The organism is Proteiniphilum propionicum (assembly GCF_022267555.1).
Lineage (GTDB): Bacteria > Bacteroidota > Bacteroidia > Bacteroidales > Dysgonomonadaceae > Proteiniphilum > Proteiniphilum propionicum.
In genome coordinates this window covers 1447829-1467159 of record NZ_CP073586.1, presented here as the reverse complement: position 1 = coordinate 1467159, position 19331 = coordinate 1447829, and the positions used below count along the sequence as shown (strand labels likewise).

Below are 19331 nucleotides of genomic sequence, written 5' to 3'. Positions count from 1 at the left end.
TGAAATTATATACCCTTGATTTATTATTTACAGGATTTTTTTAATGCTGTATTCTTCAATACATTTTTCCATTCCCTAATACCTGGTGAGCGGGGAAATTGATGAGCTCTAAGCCAATCGCCCTGTATATTGTACCGCAGCGATTCTCCAGGATTGTATCGAAGCACCACCCGGCGTTCTTCCGGTTGTTTGTCTAAAAAAAGATACCTGTCGGAAGGGAAAATAATCCCTATTCCTATCCAGCCGATCTCCGGGTCTTGAAACCCCCAGCTACCCATCACCCCAGCTTCCCTGTCACAGAAGAAGCCTTCGGTGCCCAATGTGGTTAAGGTAAGACCAATAGCTAAGGTCCGCCCTCTTTCGCCTCCTTCGACAAAAATCTCAATGGGAGAGTCTTTTCTTCCGGCAATGGCGGAAGGGCGGATATAGACTGTATATGGACTATCTGCGGGCCCAACATTTTCAGCTACAAACTCTAAGGTAACCGTATCAGTGGTTTTTTTTAATAGCCGTGCCGTAAACACCGGGTCTCCGGTTTCTTTCTCGTTCCTTACAGGGTAGGCAACTCCATCAACATACAAAACCAATCCCCCGCATCCGCCTGTTTTTCCGACATGCAGAATATCCATTCCCCAACCGTTTGTATCTTTGTGATAATTGCCGCTTTTTGAGATATTCTTATATATCAATGTATCAGTTCGCTTTCCAAACAGGTCAAAGTGTCCGTCATAACAACGAAAAGCAGCTTTCTCAGACTCCCATCCCCAGTTCGGGGGAAACCACGTATTATCCCATGCAACCCCATTTTTATCAGGTAGAGCCCTTAATCCTGCCACCCAGGAAGAGTAATCTTGCACGGTATTTTGCAGCTTAAACTCCTCCCGTATCAGCTGTATCATTTTCTTAAAATCCCCTTTTGTCCGCTCCGCATCTATTTTTTTCCAAAAGTCTCTCTTTTTATATTGCTTTTTCAGATTAAACATCCTCCGATCTGCAGCAATCCTCAGGTAATAAAGCATGGATTCATCGCTGTTAACAAGGCGTTCGGACAGATTTTTCGAAAGGATATCGTTCTGTATTCTTTTTTCTATCATATTCCACACCTCGTCCTGTTCCAATCCAGGCTTTAGAGATCTCAATGCACCTATCAACATATTGTTCAGCAAATAGAGTTGTGAGGGGAAATCAGCAACTACAGGTGAATAGACAGGACCAAGCTCTTCAAAACGCCACCGGACAGACTTTACCTCTGACACATCAAACTGCCAGCTGTCATCAAACCTGCCATCTCCATTGATATCGACTTCTACTTTATCCAAAAACCCATCATTATTGGTATCCGTCCACAAATAATACATATCTTCTTTGTTGTCGTAGTCATAATCAACTCTCAGCCATGTCTTGTCGCTGTTTTTGATATGAAGCCGACCTTCGGCAGGATTGAAATAAAACTCATTTGGCAGGGATGGCTTTGTCAATACCTGATAGCGTTTGTTGTATGGGCCACAATCGGGGCCTCCGATAACAGGAAATTCAAATCCCTTTTCGGTAGAGGGCGCTGCAATAATTCCCTCCCATCTCTCAATATCGGTACGCTTACCGTCCCAGGCTTTATTCAAATCATTTTCGTCCCAGGTCATTAAAACTTTCGACCATTTTATATCGGAGAAAAAAGAAATTGCCTCACTTCGTTTTAATACTAGGTGCGAAGGTATATCCCTGATAACAATGGTTTCACTTTGCTTTTTCTCTACACGCAAAATATTGCCCACCTCACTGTGTTCATCGGAAGCCCATGTGGTTACTCTATTTCCAATTTCCAGCCCGGGAGCGTATGCGGATAAGGAAACGTCGAAATCTCTGGGGTTGACGACGGTTGCATCGTTATCCAGGTCAAAGCTCCATCGTATAGTATGCACCACGTCTTCCTGCCCTGACACCCGTAGCACCTCCTCCGTAATGCCATCTCCATCAAGATCATAAAATAGGAACGGATTTTCAAAGAAAGGTGTCCAATATTTTTCACCGGGTTTTATATAAAAAGCAAAGAATGTTTCGTCTCCACCGAAATGAGTGTTGTTTTGACATGGGTTTTGATAATAGTAGTAATCAACATCGTACCACAACAAATTATCATCTCCGTCATCGCGGCCCCACCAGGCCCTTAAACCATACCTGGCATCATAAAAGAACATTGACATAAGGTCAACATCACGATCGCCATCTATATCTTCGTAATCAACAACTGCATCTACCTGCCCATCTGCATTCCAGTCTGCCAAATATAGATCACTGTCCAGATCAGGTTCACCGCCCATCTCCAAATCACCATCTTCATCAATAACACGAACCAATATGGGCCGTTTACTTTCGTTATGACGGGGATCAATATCAATAAACCACACTTCCTCCGGCTTTCCATCACAGTCATGATCTATGTAGTAACGTTTTCCGTGCGTATCAGAAAGTACTTTTTGCACTATCACCTGGTCGAACTTTGCCAGATCTCCAAAAACCCATTCAAAAGCCAATTGTTTTTTCTCTTTCTCTGTCAGATTTGCTGCCTGAACATCAGTAAGCAGGAAACACAAAATAGCTCCAAATAAAGCTGTTTTCATATTTTTAGATAAATTTAATAGCTTGTCCGGACGTTTGAAAAGGATTGGCATGGAAATCTTTTTCTTTAACGTGGCTTAACAATTATTCTCCGGGTTCAAATGTACATCAATGGTTACTCCCCTGTATTGATTGCTGATTAATTCTTATTTACCACAGCTATCGACATAAATGTTTTCGAAAGCAAACAAAATGTTTTTTATTTAAGCAACCCATTTCTCAAGATACGCAAAGATCGCACGTTGAAGCATCTTAACGTCTGTTGAGCTTTTTTCGTCTCAGCTCCTGCTACGGATCACCTCTGAAACCTGATCAATGGCATCGGTGTGTTTTTGTTGACAGGCGGGAAGAGTTGGCCTCCATACGGTCTGCATAAACCCTTTGAGCCTCTCTGGCGCTATTTTTTTTCACAATATTTGACTGTTTCTCTGAAATTAATATCGTTACTGTGGTTGCTGCCAGTCGGCACCTGATCAAAACCGTGCTCTTCAAGCTGATCGTATATTCTTACATATTTTTCATGCAAAGGGTTGGCAAACTTTTCAAACTGTGTCCCATAATACCAGTTGCTCTGGAGAACCGACTTTGGCATCTTTTTAAAGAATTCATCCGGGAAACTCCATGCATAGTCAGACCAGATCCAGGGGCGTACGTTTTGTGTTTCAACCAGTTCTGTCAGATAATAGAAATCATGCCACCAAAGGTCGCCCTGCCTAACCACCACATTCTGATGCGTCCTCTGATTGTCAGCGGTTTCCTCGTCCATGCCGAGGTGGAAAAAACGGGGTTTATCAAACAGGTCGATAACTTCATTAATCAGGTTGGAACATACATGATAATAAGTATCGGAGGATACCATTCTCTGATAGGGCCCTAACCACGCTTTGTGCCCAGTTGAAAAGTTTAGTTTGGGTATGGGTTCCAACCCAAGCCCACGAATAATCTTTAATTCTTTCTTCAATTGGGATGTGCTCCATGCACCATTGACAGCAATTTCAGGATGGCTGTCGTATTTTACACCATCTCCCAAATCGATTATAACCATATTCATGCCCTTATCGGCCATTCTGATTAATAGACTGTTCCACATCTTTTTATCGAATGTAAGGTCGGGATGATATTTATGAGCCCAAAGATAAGCCTCCCTGCAATCATTACCTTTGAATACAGTGTCCTGATAGGGCGAAGGGGTATGATCCTCCCACATATTGTAACTCAAATGTAGCAGATTTGCCCAGATAAACTCCTCTTTCTTTCTTTTGGCAGGTTGCGCAAAAGCAGATCCTGCCAAATTGGCCATCAGACCCGCAGCAGCTATGCTCTGAATAAATTCTCTTCTTTTTATCATTTTGGAAATTGTTTAAATTGTAGTTGTGTTCACAACTGTTTATCTCTTACTCAAGTTTCGCATATATAAATTAAAACATTGTCAGCAGTGCCTCGGCATCCATTTCAACCCTGTTTACTGAGAGAATATTGATTTCCACATTCTCCAGCATGTAAAAATCGAGTTTATCGGCAATAATGTCATCTTTCATATTTATCCAGTCCCTCTTGCCCAACAATTCACATTAGCTCATAAAAAATGTTTATGATAAGTGGTACCGGTGGAATACAAAGAGCGTTCTGGTTTTTTAAGTAAACTTGTCAGTTCTAACCGAAACACATGCGAAAGTCATAGATCAACATATTTCCAGACGGAACAAGTTATGATATCTAATGAGATGATGTGTACTCATTGTACCATTTCTTTGCTTTTCCTGCCAATTCTATGGCGTTTAGTATATGCGTTCTGTTCTCCTCGGTAGTGAATCTCCATGACGATTGGATGAAACCCAGAAGCTTCTCATCAGATATATTCTTTGTGCAAAACTTCACATTATTCATAAAGTTTTCATCGGTACCTTCATAATAGTTACTACCACCGGGCACCTGTTCATAACCGAGCTCGTTAAGCGTTTGGTAAGCCTTGATAGAGGGATTGTTTTCGGGATTAAAATTGTTTCTGTTATACCAGTTGCTCTGCAACACCGATTTGGGCATCATTTTCGCAAATTCATCCGGATATTTCCTGATATAATCCTGCCAGACCCATGGACGGGATCCATTTTTAAACACCTCTCCAATTAAAAAATAAAAATCGCCCCAATACTGCTTGTTCTGTCTGATTGAGATGGAATCGAAGGTTAGATGATTGGGTTCATACTCTTCATCCATACCCAGATGAAAAAAATCAGGCTTTTCAAAATGGTAGCATATCTCAGCTATAAGATCCTTGCATACCTGATAATAAGCGTCTGAAGATACCATTTTGCTATAGGGCCCCAACCATGAATCGTGATAGGTGGAAAAATTCAACTTCGGAATTGGACGAAGCCCCATCTTGCGAATTTTAACCAGTTCCTCTTGCAGCTTTTCGGTTGACCAGGCACCCTTTACAGCTATTTCAGGATGACTCCGGTATTGCACAGCATCACCCAGATCAATCACTACCGTATCCATTCCTGCAGCTGTCATACTCTCCAAGGCTTCATTCCAGAGAGATTCGTTCCATTGCAGATCATAATAATAGGCCCTCCACATGTTTACGCTCAGATGCATCAGGCATGCCCACATTTTATTTTTCGCGCCAGATTGCATACTTGCAACAGTCAAAGACTTTGGATTGGAAAAAAGCAATTTAGGTGAGCCGGCAACAGCACCTATTGCTGCCAGATTGCGTAAAAAATCTCTTCTTGTTGTCATCTTCTTATCATTTATGATTGAGTAAATTTTTCATTGACTGCATCAAAACATCACCTGCTCCGGGGAAAACGCCCGACACCTCAACTTCATAGCCACCCTGTTTATAAGCTTCCCGGGGAGCTATATATCCCGGTCCATAATCTCCATAAGCGGCAACAGTCACGAACAAATCGGGACGTACATTTTTAGCAAACAGTTGAAATTCCACAAAGCACTCTCCTGGAAGTCCAATCATTCTAGCTTTACCTATCTTCAAGCAAGTGATATTAATTTCTCCTCCATTCCTGTATCGTTGAATATATGCAACTGCAGGAACAATTGAAGCAAGTGTCTCTTTATCTTTGGAATTCTCCCATCTTTTTATCTCTTCAAGACTCTTGTCAGAAGGGTACAGACGTACCGGCTGAACCAGCCACTCGACCGATGCTGCCGAAACAGCTTCTTTCTCTGTAGCTTCCCAGGCTCTTTTCATACCATCTGCCAGGCGTTGAGCGAGGATCCACCTGTTTATCCTGGAGCCGTCGTTATATTTTCCTGCAGCAATATTACCGCCGGCTCCGTTAAAATGGATATGCAAAGCATCAGGGACCTCCAGCTGCCTGAGAAAGCGGGCTATTCCGGGAAAATCGGGATTAGCAATACCGGTACGGTAATAACTTTGCGGATGAGTTGCATAAAAGCTTAGGACAGCCACCGGCTTTTCGTTATCCCAGAAACTGATCAGAGAGACCAGGGGATCTATCAAACCCTCGGGTTCTTCCCTCAGCTTTATATTTCCGCAGGCTGAAAAACGAGAAGCCTTGACAAGTGAATCGCTCCCAAAAATACGACGATTGGAAGCAACCTGGGAGACTTCAGACTTTCCAAGACCGATATGCGTAACTGTGAAAAATTTCTTTAATGATTCTTTAACGGCTTCTGCCAATTTATTCATCAGTTTCCGGTCATATTCACTTTCATATCCACCGGGATCAAGGCCAGCTTCAATCAACAACTTCTCCGCGCCAAAATCTGAACGTGGAGCATCGTGTTGATGAAGAGTGTGCAAAGCGACTCTGTCGGGGGTAGTTCCGGCTGCTTCAGCCAATGCTTCTCTGAATGCAACATGGCTTTCATTAGCAATACCAATCCAGTCAACTGCACATAAGACAACAGGTTTTCCTGATCCCATTATCACGATTCCGCGGGCACGGAGTCCCAGATCCCAGCTATTGTTCATTACACCATAAGCCAGTGCTGTACCAACAGGAGGTGTAGCATCGAGGTCGAAAACAGATATTTTTAAAGAGGTGTCGGCAGGGGATATTTGATTTTCAGCCTTTACTACATGAGAAATCAAGATTAAAGACAGAAGCATAAATACGTATCTCAAGCTTTTGCGAAGTATCATAATATTTACATTAAAAAATTATTTATTCAAGTAGACTCATCTGTTTAATTATTGTATATCATAACCTGTGAACATTCGATGAAATCTATTGGAGTCCACGATTTTCATTTTATCAAAGTTCGTTATGATAAACCATATAATACTTTAAAATTACGCAAATCATCTTTCAAAAAGCGCAAATGCGAGAAAATATCTGTAAATTGTTTTGTTGTTCTGAAATTCAATAAATATCTTTATGCTTAACATTATTGATTGAAATAACAAAGCGATAAATTATCATATCATAAATCACTGAAAATCTAAAATATGAACTATCTCATAGGTGTCGATATCGGAGGGACAACCATCAAAGGAGGGTTAATAAAAGGTAAGGATCTGATCAGGCAGATTGTACGTGATACAAAAGCCTCTGAGGGGGGAGAGACAACACTGAACGTTTTAAAGGATGTGATCCGCCAGCTAACGACGGTAGATACCACAGCAATAGGTATTGGGGTACCTAGTGTTGTCGATAGCGAACAGGGAATAGTATATCATGTTCAGAATATAAGAAACTGGGATGAGGTCCATCTGAAATCAATTCTTAAAAAGGAGTTTGATTTGCCCGTTTATATCAACAACGATGCCAACTGCTTTGCCATGGGTGAACGTATCTATGGTTTGGGACAAGATTACGAAAATTTTGTGGGAATAACGTTAGGGACCGGTGTTGGGGGTGGAATAATCCAAAAAGGCCAACTACTGGCCGATGCCAATTGCGGTTCAGGTGAATTTGGAGAAATGCCTTATCTGGATGGTAAACTGGAAGAATATTGCGGTAGCTTTTTCTTCTCAAAATATAACAGCACTGGTTATGAAATTATGCAGAGAGTGGAGACGGGCGACAAAGAGGCCACAGAAATCATGAACGAATATTCAATGCACCTAGCCGTACTGGTGAAGATGATTGTTCTCTCCGTTGACCCACAGGCAATTATTTTTGGCGGTGCAATCTCCAAATCATTCCATCTTTTTGAAATGAAGATGGTCGAAAACCTGAAAGACTTCCCTTTTCCAAACTCTATCAGAAAATTAAAGATTTTACGTTCGCAGCTGCAGGACATCGGCATCTTAGGTGCTTCTGCCCTCTGTTATTGATATCATCCTCATATCAACAAATCCTAAAAAGCTGGAACAATCTATCTTTCATTCATACTTGCTTATAGTAGCCGAAAATTTCAGGAAATAAAAATTCCGCCGGGATTTTTCGTGCGTCAATATCACTAATACCCGGCGGAAGGAAAGAATGAGAGAATTTACAAATGGAATATTATTACAGCTTCATTTCCCAACCTTTTTGATATTTCCTGCTCCATAATTTGGAGGCGGCTGGATTATCTAGGATATGAGCATTTAAAGCATCTGTTCTGAATGTAGTTTTTGTGCGCTGGGCAATATTTCCCAAATGTGCCAGTGTTGTGCTGATACATCCCACATTGATATCGGCATTTAACGGAGAGCCTTTTCTGATGCCGTCAAGAAAGTTGGAAAAATGGAACGAATCCAGTTGCTGTGTGGGATTTATAGTATCACCTGCCTTGAAACTCATTTCACTGGTTACATTTTCAACAAGCTCATTTTTAAGATCATATACTTTATAGGCGTTACCTCCTCCAATGACCAAAGTGCCAGATTCGCCGTAGAATGCGCAACCTACCGAAGAGTCTTCAATATTGCGGCCGTTGCAACTCCGGCCTTCCCATGTGATCAGCTTGTTGCCTCCAAATTCGAGGTTCACGATCTGTGTATCCGGAAATTCCCAGTCATCGCTATAAAGGTATCTGCCTCCTGAGGAATCAACATGGGTAGGATAGGTTAAATCCATACCCCAGCGGAGAATATCAAGAAAATGTACGCCATTGTTGCCGGCTTCACCGGTACCCCAATTATAGAACCAGTGCCAGTTATAGTGGAGATAGTTGTCTTTGTAGCTGGCTACTCTCGGTGCCGGCCCCTGCCACAGTTCCCAGTCGAGCCAATCAGGTATGGCAGTAATATTTCCTGTACCTATCGACGGCCTGTTGTTTGCGTACCAGGCTTTACCGAAATAAACCTTACCTATGATGCCATCTCTTATTTCCTGTACCGCTTTAATAACATTAGGCCACGATCTACGCTGCATACCGGTTGCTGCAACAATGTTGTATTTCTTCACAGCCTGCATTAGTATTTCATCTTCTGCAGGATTATGACTCGTAGGCTTCTCCAAGTACACATGTTTCCCGGCTTTCATTGCCATCAAGGCGGCCGGTGCGTGCCAATGTTCGGGCGTGGCAATGATAACAGCATCCAGATCCTTGCGTTCAAGCAACCTTCTTAAATCTTTCTCTCCTATTGGTGTATTGCCTGCAATATTTTTTACATTGGCAATACATTTTTCCATAGCACGTTTATCTACGTCGCAAACATAAGCTATCTCACACCCTTTTTCCCTTGCGAAACCTCCTGCCAATGCATTTCCACGCGAGTTTACACCTATGGCACCCATTTTTATTTTATCATTGGCACCGGCAATGTTTTTATAGCTCTTTGCACTAAAACCAGGCAATATTCCTCCTACAGATACTGCAGCTGTTCCGATTGCTACATTTTTAATAAATCCTCTTCTTGTAGTCATAGTATTTGTTTGTATAAATCAACGTTCAATTAAATCAAGATATCCCTATTCACATATTCAGGACAAATATGTTTTCTTGAATTTAATCCTGTTTTTAACCGCCAATGAAAAGCATCAGACGCTTCTTTTTTGTTAGCAGAGCATAACTCAAAAGTTCAATCGACGGTATATTAAGAGTAAACACATCTTCTGCCTATTGATTATTGAAAAAACTCAAAATTAACCGTGCTTCAGCTTCAAACTAGCGAAATATTTCAATAAAGGACAAACATATAAAAATAAACTGTTCCTACTTTTACTTTTTACGTATAATTATCATCAAAAAACGCAAATAAGAGTATTGTGCCAACTACAATCGGTATTTTTCAGTTCAAGATATGAAATAGTATCATTCCTATAAGCGCTCACTTCCTATTTTTTCTCCTACAACTTTAATTAACTGGAGGTCATCCTCATAGGCATCTTGAAACAATTGCCAGATCATTACTCCCGCAAAGTCGTTATCCAGGACATACATGCATTTTCTGCCAATGGTTATTCTGCCGTTATAATATGTTTTACTTACGTTATCTTTATCAGCTATATCTGTGGCAGTCAAATTGTATTTCCCGTCAAAGGCGCTAATTACTCCATGAAAACGAATGCTACGAACTGCATCTGGTTGCACTCCTTCGTCCCATGTGTATCCATAGAATGGAAGCCCTCCGATAATTTTGTTTTTAGGTGTTCCATATTGGTTAACCCAATAATTCAAATCACTGACAAAATGATCATACGAAGCATGCTGTACCGGTGTGGATGTAAATGAATCGTGATCGTAACTCATAACATTGATGTAATCAAAATAGCGTTGCCAATCTGAAGAGTAGTTCAACCAGTTGCTCACCACTGCGCATGTCATAAGCATATTCTCATCTTTCAATTCACGCAACTTTCCCGATAAGTTTTATATAGGTTTTTTAAACAAAACCATTAAAAACACCGCGGGGGGGTTGCCAAGCGGTTAGGGGTGCGCCCCCAAAAAGAGTGTCAACCGGCAACATAATTTAATAAAAAAGGAGATCGAAGTCTCCTTAAAATTAACTATCATGTTGCTTATGAAATACAAACGGTTAACTTCGGAACATAGATACGTAATTTATTTGGGTATGAAAAATGGTGATACCCGGAAAACCATTGCAAACTTGATAGGTGTCAGCCCTTACACGGTGTCCAGGGAAGTAAGACGTAACAAAAAAAAGAATGGAGGCTACTCATGGCGTTTGGCACAGGAGATGGCTGATGAGAGGAAGGAGCGTCTGCCCGGGAACAGGGCTACCCCGGAATGGATCAAACAGAAAGTGTTCCGCCACGTTCGCAACGATTGGTCACCCAAACAGATTAGTGGATTTTTAAAGAAACAAGGGGAGAAATTCCAAGGAGGTTATAAAGGAGTATCTCCAAGTGAATACAGAAAAGAGATGGTGAATAAGCAATGAGTCTGCTCTTACTTCCGCATATATATAACATTAGAAAGTACTGTTGAGCCCACTTTAACAAGTCGTTTTGTAAAATATGATATTTGATTTTCAAGTGATTATGATGTCAAATCTTCTAATTTGAGACTTTTTCAAGCAGACTCACTGTTTAATTAATTGTCATTTGACTCTATCAGTCGTTGAATATCTTTACGGTGACCATATACGACAATTACATCATCGTGATTAAGAATACTTTCTGCAGTAATAATATCTCCGGTTTTTAATATGGTAGTGGGTACTCCCAATTTATTGATAACATTTATCTGTTTCAGCTTTGTAAGCACAATCACGTTGTATTTTTTGTTAAATTCAATTTCTTTCAACGACTTACCTATCAATCGCTTCGGTACGTGCATTTCCACAATGTTAAAATCTTTGGTCACTTCAAAAAGATCAACATAAGCGGTCGCCGACAACTTCAATGCCCATCGTTCGGCAGTCTCAATTTCGGGACGAATAATCTCATTAATTCCCATAGCTTCCAGAATATTTTCCTGCAAAGGAGATACTGAGCGGCTAATAATGCGTTTAACGTTCATCTTTTTCAGTAAAGCCGTAGTCATTAGGTTATCACCTTCGCTTGACCCAATACAAACTATTGCAACGTCGGCATTTTCAAGTGGCAGGTTTTTAATTGCCAGCGTATCTTTGCAGTTCAAACAAATAGCATGGGTAACGCGATCTTTTATTAGTTCCACCAATCGCATATTGCTATCAACCGCCACTACCTGGTGCCCGATATTCGTAAGTTTTTCGGCCAATGCCGAACCAAAATGGCCTAATCCTATAATAATGAATTTCATATGTTTTTATCTTTAAAACTAGTTTATTAACAGATCTTCTCTCGGAAAGTAGTAATAAGAGCCGGAAGAACGTTTAAAAATTGCCATCAAAAACGTAAACATTGTAACGCGCCCGAGAAACATAGTTATTACAATAACAATTTTACTTGCATCTGCCAGAGTTGGAGTAATTCCTCTACTCAGGCCAACAGTTCCGTATGCCGATACTACTTCAAAAACAACATTAATCACCCTCTGCTGCGGTTCAATCAGCAAAATGACAAGAGTAGAAATGCCGATTACTAACAGCGAAAGAAAAATGATGGCAAAAGCTTTGTTCATTGTCCCCTGGTTAATTTCTCTGCCAAACACATTGCTACGGCGTCCGCGTATTAAATTTACCACATTTATTACAGCTAGTGCGAAAGTGCTAGTTTTTATTCCTCCGCCAGTAGATGCCGGTGAGGCACCTATCCACATCAATAAAACAATAAACAAAGTTGTCGGCATTAGTATTTCTGCCGTGTTTACTGAATTAAATCCGGCAGTACGTGGTGTAACAGCCCCAAAAAACGATGTTACACATTTTCCCCATAATGTCTTATGCTCAGCCAATGTATTGCTATACTCCAAAAACAATAAAATAATGGTCCCTGAAATTATTAAAACTAAAGTAGTTGTCAGAATAATTTTTGTGCTCAGGCTAAGTACCCACGATTTATAAATATCACGTTTCTTAAGAAAAAATTTTTCAATCAGACTTTTAGTTTTATACCTCAAAAACTGAAGCGAATTAAACAGAATTGGAAATCCTATACCCCCCAAAATAATTAAAAATGCCAGGGTGAGTAAAACAGAATAGTTGAAACGGAAAGGTTCTTCATACAAATTATTCGAAAGCGTTGAAAATCCTGCATTACAAAAAGATGAAACAGCATGGAAAACCGAAAAAAAAAGGCGTTCACCGGACTCAGGAATAACTGTTGAACCTGTTGAAAAAAAAAGTATTAAAGTCCCGATTGATTCGATACTGAAAGTAACCAAAATAATATTCCGTAGGGTACGAAATGCATTGTCAAATTTATCAACAGCAGTTGTTTCAGCAATAATCACCTGACTTTTAAACGAAGCCTGTCCGGTAAAAAAACGGCTGAAATAATTTGTAAAAGTCATAATCCCCAATCCCCCCACCTGAATTAACATCATAATAACCACTTGCCCAAAGCGAGTAAAGTACACGCCGGTATCTTGAACCGTAAGCCCCGTTACGCATACAGCGCTGGTTGAAGTAAATAGCGCATCAACATAAGCTATATCGTTATTAGATGCATTGGGCAGCATCAACAGAAGGCTCCCTATGAAAATAGTTGTCATAAAACTGACAATGAAAATTATTGCCGGATTAAACGACTTGTTACGAAAGCGGAACCGTATATTATAAATTTCTCTAAAAAAGACAATAAACAAACCGATATATGTCCACATATTATTCCACTCAAACACAGATGAGGTTGTAAAATAACGCACCGCATTTAAAACAAGAGTGTAAAAAAGGATAAAGATTAAGATCCAATCTGTTATAAGCCCTACAATACCATATGCATTTGTTTTGTAAACAGTTCTGAAAAGAATAGATAAAAAACCGGTTAAAAGCGTAAGGTTGAAGAAGATAAAAACAAAATTATCCCATGTGTTTTCATACGGAAAGCCCAATTCGAAGACAGCTAAAAAAAATGATATGGTACCAATGACAAAAGATGTCCTGCTGACAACTTTAAGCATTTTCTGTATAGTGAATTTATTTTGCATTGCTGTCTGTTTTAGAGGCAAAGTTTCGTATCGTAAGTCGTTACCGGATCAATACTTTTTTCACTACTGAAAGACTGAAAAACATGAAAGGAGTGCTTCCTTGCAGTTTCGCTCAAATGTTTTATTCCTGTTATTTACTTTCAATAAATAAAACATGGTAAAGATATAGAAAAAGTTTTACAGTCAGTCAAATTGATGAAATACGTTTCAATAATTTATTTATGTAGCTGATAGCAGCAAATATCTTCAATAATTTAATACTTAAAAATCTCATTTAAAATTCCCAACTCAAATTAATAGTTTTCAAAGCGGAATTTCTCTTTTTTTCGAGAGATACCGTTTTATTTTCTTTTCATCTTCACTGTTTCTTGCACGTTTAACGTGTTGATTTACTTTTTATGGTGGCATTTTTATATATATTAACATTATCACTCTTCCAAGGCATGGCAATTCCTTGTCATAAACCCTTTTACGACACGAAAGATGGCGATGGACGATTAAGTGAAAATCCGTCATCCGGTCATCGTTGTCGTTATTCGCTGCTCAAAATCACGCCACCCCGCTTTTCGGTAATACTCCTTAGGCATTTTTACCGTGACCTGCCTGCCGGATTTCACCACTTTACCCGGCACTCGGATAAACCATTCTCGGAAGGTAGAGTGCTCTTGGCGCCAAACCCAAAAGTCGCCCCGGTATCGCATGAGCACCGATAAACTGTAGGCAAATGACGAAAGTTGCCAAAGAATATCGTTTACCCAAAAATCATGCGTGATGGTTTTTCCCGCACAAAGCGAGTTTTTTGGTTTGCTCGATCCAATTCTCACTCTCTGATCGGGATCCATAAAGGGTATGGAGCTGCAAGGCATCCAATCCTTTCAGGTTCGAGCAATAGCAAAAGTACTCATACTCGGGTACAAATTGTTTTTTCGCCAAAATAATCGACTTCAACCATTTGCTTTATGATGCGCACGGCATAAAACATGCGGGGATTCCTCCAACCGCTACATTGATGTATAAACCGGCAGGTCGCCGTCCGTGGGTCAACCGGTTGCCATGTCTGCCCGGCAAGCAAATCTTTCAGGTTTTTCAGCTTTACTTTCACCAAATATTCATGTTTGCCCTCTTCCAGCAAATCAAACAATCCACCATTGAAAAAGCCGCTGTCTGCCCTGAAAAAAACCTTCTCCACCTTTTGGGGGAAGAGCGGCCAAGGTTTCTTTGACAAATTCACAAACGCCGTTTGAGGTGTAGCTTGAACCCGGGCGGAGCCACGAATTGACAAGCAGTTTCATCTCCGTGACGAAACATAAGATGGGGTGATAGCTTTTCGCGCCCTTTTTATGCGAGTTGTAACCCACTTCAGCTCCTTGTTGGTTGCCGTAAACGGTAAATGTGCTTGAGTCGCAATCAAGCGTCACGCGTTTTAACCCGCAACGGGAAACTTGCAAGCCGGTAAAATCCAATAACAACTCGTGAAGCGAACGGGCGCCCCTTTCACCCAAACCTGTCAAATGGCGGCGTATGGTGTCCTCGTCAATGTTCTTGGGTAACTTCAACAAGCGGGAAACCAAGGCGTCAAAGGTGAAATTTTCAATCCGCTTCAAACGGTGAACACCGCACAACGAAGCCAACAGGACACTTGAGAGTATTTGGGCTGTACTGAAACGGCTTGCATTGTGCCGGGTGGTTGGGAAAAGATGTTCCAACCGACGATAAATGCCGCAATGGTTGATAAAATCAGAGGTTACGCTTAACCCTGAATATGACGTTAATTGTTCTGAACTGAACTCTTTCTTTACTGAACTGGCAGTAAATGAGATTTTTTTACTATTTTTGTATTGCATGTGTCGGGTGAGTGTTATTTTTTATTTAACACCTTAAAGATAAATACTTTATCTGACACATGCAACTTTTATTTGAGACTTTTAGGTAATAATCTCTTTGGTGATGATGTTCTTTTGTATTACCCTCTATAGGACGTGAACACATCATTGTTAAACAGTTTTTTTGATTCAGCATCTTTTCAATATCCGTCAACAGGTTCTCTTCCTTGTCATCAATTTCATTCTTAGAAGTAAATAATTATTACCTCTTCTCTTTACGCTATTTTTCGAGTTCCATTATTTCACATTGTGCCGCTACTTTTTATTCGAGACTGGGCATTTTTTCGCTTCTGCTCTCTTGAGCTTGATTTCAGCATCAAGCTCTTTGATTTCCTTCTCTCTGCTAATATTCACACAATCGGCCACTCATTACTTGTTTCACTAAATTCTTCATGTCAATGGCTGAATAAGTCAGTAATGTCAGTAAAGTAAAAAAGTTATTTTCATTTAAACTTTGTGGATGTGTTTTAAAGCATTAATTTTGCATCGTACTATTAATGAAAAATACTGTATGAATGAAAAAACTATTGTAACCGGAGTGATTGGCGCTGATGTACATGCCGTAGGCAATAAGATTCTTGCTTTTGCACTGGAGCAGGCGGGTTTTAAAGTGGTCAACCTGGGTGTCATGGTTGCGCAGGAAGAATACATCGAAGCCGCACTGGAAACCAATGCCGATGCTATTTTGGTCTCTTCGCTCTACGGGCATGGCGAGATTGACTGCCAGGGTTTGCGCGAAAAATGCGATGAAGCCGGACTTAAAGACATTCCGCTTTTGGCAGGGGGAAACCTGGTAGTGGGAAAACAAAACTTCGATGAGGTGGAAAAGCGTTTCCTGGCTATGGGGTTCACCCGGGTTTATCCTCCGGGTACGGCCGTGGAAAAAAGTATTTCCGATTTAAAAGAAATTCTTAAAATATAATCCTATTGTAATTGTCCAGGGGCGATTTGTAATTCAACTGTAATTCGAAGTTTCGTTAATTTTTTCCACGAAGCTGCCAATTATAATTGAACTATACGAAACGAATGACTATTGAATAACGCGCAGCATAATAATGAACATTCTCACTGCAGATATCGGCAGCACATATACCAAGCTGACAGCGATTGATACCGCTAAGAGGGAGATTGTGGCAACTTCTGCCGCCTTTACCACCATCGGCACCAACGTGAAAGAGGGTTTTATGGCTGCTTATAACAAGTTGGGACAACATGCCGGAGAGTTCCTCTACGATGAGCTGCTTTGTTGCAGCAGCGCTGCCGGGGGACTTAAAATGGTTTCACTGGGGTTGGTTCCCGAACTTACCGCTAAGGCGGCAAAACTTGCCGCAGCCAGTGCGGGAGCAAAAGTGGTCAAAACATATGCTTTTGAAATATCGCAGGCGGAACAGGCAGAAATTTTTGATATCCGCCCCGATCTGGTGTTACTCTGTGGCGGGACCGATGGCGGAAATAAGGATGTGATTCTTACCAATGCGCGCCGGTTATGTCAGATCGATTGTCCGTTCACCGTTGTTGTTGCAGGCAACAAATGCGCATCGTTTGAGCTGGAAGAGATTTTCAGGGCTTCGGGAAAACCGTTTGTAATAACCGAAAATGTTATGCCTGAGTTCAACAAGTTAAACATCGAACCTGCCAGGAGAAAAATAAAAGAACTCTTTATCAGCCGCATTATCGAAGCCAAAGGACTTGGCGGTATTCAGAGAATGTGCAAAACTGATATAATTCCTACACCATTAGCGGTGTTGAATGCCTGTGAGTTGTTGAGCAAAGGCACTAAAAACACACCGGGTTTAGGCGATTTGCTGGCAGTGGATATCGGCGGGGCAACTACGGATGTTTACTCCATTTCCGATGGCAGGCCCACCCTCGAAAACGTCACCTTGAAAGGGCTCCCTGAGCCGGTTAGCAAACGTACCGTTGAGGGCGATCTGGGAATGCGCTACAGCCTTGCGTCGCTGGTGGAAGAGCTGGATCTGGATACCTTTTCGGAAGAATTAAGCATCGACAGGTCAGAGGTGATTGATTGGGTAAAAACCTGTACGCAGCATCCTGGCTTGTTGGTTGAAGCTGAATCCCGGGAACAGAAGATTGAGGAGTTGATAGCACGTAATGCCGTAAAAATTGCCGTGGAACGGCACGCAGGGACCTACCACCCAGTATATACACCCTTCGGGCAGGTGTATACTCTCACTGGGAAAGATCTTTCCGCTGTGCCGTTTATTATCGGTATCGGAGGTGTTGTTATCAATGCCAGTGAACCACAGGCTATTCTGGAAGGAGCAAAACGGCAACCGGACGATTTCGTGTTTGCCAAACCCGAACAGCCCGGTTATTTAATCGATAAAAAATATATTTTTGCGTCTATGGGATTGCTCGGCTCAGCTTATCCAGATCTGGCGTTAGAGTTGATGAAAAAAGAGACAATAGATCTGACAACTACCACATAACTGATAACAAATAACTCATAATGGAAATTACCAATAAAAAACTCTCAAACGATGCTTTCTTTGCCGAGCGAAAAGAAATTCTCGGACACTGGCAAACGGGTAAAAGTGTCGATTTCGACGAAGCCGTAGCCTATCAACGGTCTATTCCACAAGCAAAACGTTTTGGCTTGAAGCTGGCAAAAGCTGCCGGGCAAAACGTCACACTCATTCAGCCCCGTGCAGGAGTAGCGCTTTACGAGGAGCACATTAAGTTGCTCAGGTTTCTTGAGAATGAAGGTGAAGCCGACCTGCTCCCTACAACCGTGGACAGCTACACACGCTTAAACCGCTACAACGAAGCCGAAACGGGAATTGAGAAAAGCAAAGAAACCGGACGTTCCATGTTGAACGGCTTCCCTATCGTGAACTACGGAGTTGATATATGTCGCAAGGTTACCTCATCGCTCAAAAATCCGGTTCAGGTCCGCCACGGTACTCCCGATGCCCGGTTGCTTACTGAAATCAGTATTGCCGGCGGGTTTACCTCGTTCGAAGGTGGTGGAATTTCCTACAACATACCCTATTCTAAAAATCATTCGATTGAAAAAACCATTGCGTACTGGCAATATACCGACAGGCTTGTCGGGCTCTATGAAGAGGCGGGTGTGTCGATCAACCGCGAGCCGTTCGGACCTCTTACGGGAACACTTATATCACCCTGCATATCCAACTCGGTGGCCATCATCGAATCATTGCTTGCCGCCACCCAGGGGGTGAAAGATATTACAGTAGGTTACGGGCAGTGTGGGAACCTTATTCAGGATGTCGCCGCCATCCGTTCGCTGAATATCCTAACACGCGAGTACCTCGATAAATTCGGGTTCAACGATGTGCGCGTCACTACCGTTTTCCATCAATGGATGGGCGGATTTCCACAGGATGAGGCCAAGGCTTTCGGGGTAATTTCGTGGGGTGCTGCCGCTGCAGTGCTGGCCAAAGCGACCAAGGTGATTGTGAAGACGCCGCACGAAGCCATGGGAGTACCCACCAAAGAAGCTAATGCCGCAGGATTGCGGGCTACAAAACAGTTGGTATCGATGCTTAAGGACCAGGACTTCCGCTCTATTCCGGCTGTTGTGTCAGAAAGCGAGATCATCATGAAGGAGATGCGCTGCATCCTTGAAAAAGTGGAGGAATTGGGTAAAGGCGACTATGCTGTGGGTACGGTCGCCGCATTCGAAGCCGGAGTTATTGATATCCCGTTTGCGCCAAACCGTTACAATGCTGGAAAAGTTATGCCCGCACGCGATAACGTGGGAGCCGTCCGTTTTCTCGAAACCGGCAATATGCCGTTTACGCAAGACCTGATCGATTTCCACCGTCAGAAACTCGAAGAACGTGCCCGGTACGAAAAACGGGCCGTCAGTTTCCAGATGGTTATCGATGACGTGTATGCCATCGGCAAAGGGTTTCTTGTTGGAAGGCCGAAATAAATTACTAA

Annotated in this window: 15 protein-coding genes and 1 pseudogene; 5 read left to right on the top strand and 11 right to left on the bottom strand. The window is 41.7% G+C overall.

Annotation, left to right across the window (positions count from 1 at the left end):
• Positions 1 to 23: 23 nt before the first annotated feature.
• From KDN43_RS05865 to KDN43_RS05850, 4 genes are all read right to left on the bottom strand, one after another.
• Positions 24 to 2618 carry a DUF4861 family protein gene (locus tag KDN43_RS05865; RefSeq protein WP_238868721.1) on the bottom strand — a complete coding sequence of 865 codons (2595 nt, stop codon included), beginning with the start codon at positions 2616 to 2618 and terminating at the stop codon, positions 24 to 26.
• 395 nt (positions 2619 to 3013) lie between these two features.
• A complete protein-coding gene (locus tag KDN43_RS05860; protein WP_238868720.1) occupies positions 3014 to 3964 on the bottom strand; it encodes a Tat pathway signal protein in 951 nt (316 codons plus the stop codon).
• Between the two features lie 368 nt (positions 3965 to 4332).
• Entirely contained in the window at positions 4333 to 5361 is a 1029-nt protein-coding gene (locus KDN43_RS05855; protein WP_238868719.1) for a twin-arginine translocation signal domain-containing protein, read from the bottom strand.
• A 7-nt stretch (positions 5362 to 5368) separates the two neighbouring features.
• Positions 5369 to 6751, bottom strand: a complete 1383-nt coding sequence (locus tag KDN43_RS05850) for a hypothetical protein (RefSeq protein WP_238868718.1) — start codon at positions 6749 to 6751, stop codon at positions 5369 to 5371.
• Between the two features lie 306 nt (positions 6752 to 7057).
• On the opposite strand from KDN43_RS05850, the gene KDN43_RS05845 reads away from it, so the two are divergent.
• A complete protein-coding gene (locus KDN43_RS05845) occupies positions 7058 to 7888 on the top strand; it encodes an ROK family protein (RefSeq protein WP_238868717.1) in 831 nt (276 codons plus the stop codon).
• Positions 7889 to 8063: 175 nt separating this feature from the next.
• Here the strand turns inward: KDN43_RS05845 and KDN43_RS05840 are convergent, their stop codons facing one another.
• Positions 8064 to 9407, bottom strand: a complete 1344-nt coding sequence (locus KDN43_RS05840; protein ID WP_238868716.1) for a Gfo/Idh/MocA family oxidoreductase — start codon at positions 9405 to 9407, stop codon at positions 8064 to 8066.
• A 394-nt stretch (positions 9408 to 9801) separates the two neighbouring features.
• Positions 9802 to 10314, bottom strand: a complete 513-nt coding sequence (locus tag KDN43_RS05835; protein ID WP_238868715.1) for a glycosyl hydrolase family 18 protein — start codon at positions 10312 to 10314, stop codon at positions 9802 to 9804.
• Positions 10315 to 10495: 181 nt separating this feature from the next.
• Here KDN43_RS05835 and KDN43_RS05830 point away from each other — a divergent pair.
• Positions 10496 to 10807 (top strand): annotated as a pseudogene (locus KDN43_RS05830) (helix-turn-helix domain-containing protein); the annotation flags it as partial.
• A 230-nt stretch (positions 10808 to 11037) separates the two neighbouring features.
• Here the strand turns inward: KDN43_RS05830 and KDN43_RS05825 are convergent.
• The 5 genes from KDN43_RS05825 to KDN43_RS05805 all read right to left on the bottom strand — a co-directional run bounded on the left by KDN43_RS05825 (position 11038) and on the right by KDN43_RS05805 (position 15362).
• Positions 11038 to 11730, bottom strand: coding sequence for a potassium channel family protein (locus KDN43_RS05825; protein WP_238868713.1), 693 nt, complete (start codon positions 11728 to 11730; stop codon positions 11038 to 11040).
• Positions 11731 to 11748: 18 nt separating this feature from the next.
• Complete coding sequence (locus KDN43_RS05820; protein ID WP_238868712.1) at positions 11749 to 13518, bottom strand: TrkH family potassium uptake protein; 1770 nt, start codon at positions 13516 to 13518, stop codon at positions 11749 to 11751.
• Between the two features lie 512 nt (positions 13519 to 14030).
• Positions 14031 to 14360 carry a hypothetical protein gene (locus tag KDN43_RS05815; protein WP_238868711.1) on the bottom strand — a complete coding sequence of 110 codons (330 nt, stop codon included), beginning with the start codon at positions 14358 to 14360 and terminating at the stop codon, positions 14031 to 14033.
• 59 nt (positions 14361 to 14419) lie between these two features.
• A complete protein-coding gene (locus tag KDN43_RS05810; protein WP_238868710.1) occupies positions 14420 to 14707 on the bottom strand; it encodes a hypothetical protein in 288 nt (95 codons plus the stop codon).
• Complete coding sequence (locus KDN43_RS05805) at positions 14652 to 15362, bottom strand: transposase (RefSeq protein ID WP_238868709.1); 711 nt, start codon at positions 15360 to 15362, stop codon at positions 14652 to 14654. Before KDN43_RS05805 ends, KDN43_RS05810 begins: the two co-directional genes overlap by 56 nt.
• Before the next feature lie 550 nt (positions 15363 to 15912).
• Here KDN43_RS05805 and glmS point away from each other — a divergent pair.
• The 3 genes from glmS to KDN43_RS05790 all read left to right on the top strand — a co-directional run bounded on the left by glmS (position 15913) and on the right by KDN43_RS05790 (position 19323).
• Positions 15913 to 16323 carry a methylaspartate mutase subunit S gene (glmS, locus tag KDN43_RS05800; RefSeq protein WP_238868708.1) on the top strand — a complete coding sequence of 137 codons (411 nt, stop codon included), beginning with the start codon at positions 15913 to 15915 and terminating at the stop codon, positions 16321 to 16323.
• A 133-nt stretch (positions 16324 to 16456) separates the two neighbouring features.
• A complete protein-coding gene (gene glmL / locus KDN43_RS05795; RefSeq protein WP_238868707.1) occupies positions 16457 to 17851 on the top strand; it encodes a methylaspartate mutase accessory protein GlmL in 1395 nt (464 codons plus the stop codon).
• A 20-nt stretch (positions 17852 to 17871) separates the two neighbouring features.
• On the top strand, positions 17872 to 19323 hold the full coding sequence (locus tag KDN43_RS05790) for a methylaspartate mutase subunit E (RefSeq protein WP_238868706.1): 1452 nt from the start codon (positions 17872 to 17874) through the stop codon (positions 19321 to 19323).
• Positions 19324 to 19331: the final 8 nt, after the last annotated feature.

Coding starts and splice junctions, on each gene's coding strand:
- KDN43_RS05790 (WP_238868706.1), top strand. CDS start 17,872: ATGGAAATTACCAATAAAAAACTCTCAAACGATGCTTTCTTTGCCGAG.
- KDN43_RS05855 (WP_238868719.1), bottom strand. CDS start 5,361: ATGACAACAAGAAGAGATTTTTTACGCAATCTGGCAGCAATAGGTGCT.
- KDN43_RS05805 (WP_238868709.1), bottom strand. CDS start 15,362: ATGCAATACAAAAATAGTAAAAAAATCTCATTTACTGCCAGTTCAGTA.
- KDN43_RS05845 (WP_238868717.1), top strand. CDS start 7,058: ATGAACTATCTCATAGGTGTCGATATCGGAGGGACAACCATCAAAGGA.
- KDN43_RS05835 (WP_238868715.1), bottom strand. CDS start 10,314: ATGCTTATGACATGCGCAGTGGTGAGCAACTGGTTGAACTACTCTTCA.
- KDN43_RS05825 (WP_238868713.1), bottom strand. CDS start 11,730: ATGAAATTCATTATTATAGGATTAGGCCATTTTGGTTCGGCATTGGCC.
- KDN43_RS05865 (WP_238868721.1), bottom strand. CDS start 2,618: ATGAAAACAGCTTTATTTGGAGCTATTTTGTGTTTCCTGCTTACTGAT.
- KDN43_RS05820 (WP_238868712.1), bottom strand. CDS start 13,518: ATGCAAAATAAATTCACTATACAGAAAATGCTTAAAGTTGTCAGCAGG.
- KDN43_RS05840 (WP_238868716.1), bottom strand. CDS start 9,407: ATGACTACAAGAAGAGGATTTATTAAAAATGTAGCAATCGGAACAGCT.
- KDN43_RS05860 (WP_238868720.1), bottom strand. CDS start 3,964: ATGATAAAAAGAAGAGAATTTATTCAGAGCATAGCTGCTGCGGGTCTG.
- glmL (WP_238868707.1), top strand. CDS start 16,457: ATGAACATTCTCACTGCAGATATCGGCAGCACATATACCAAGCTGACA.
- glmS (WP_238868708.1), top strand. CDS start 15,913: ATGAATGAAAAAACTATTGTAACCGGAGTGATTGGCGCTGATGTACAT.
- KDN43_RS05815 (WP_238868711.1), bottom strand. CDS start 14,360: ATGGATCCCGATCAGAGAGTGAGAATTGGATCGAGCAAACCAAAAAAC.
- KDN43_RS05850 (WP_238868718.1), bottom strand. CDS start 6,751: ATGATACTTCGCAAAAGCTTGAGATACGTATTTATGCTTCTGTCTTTA.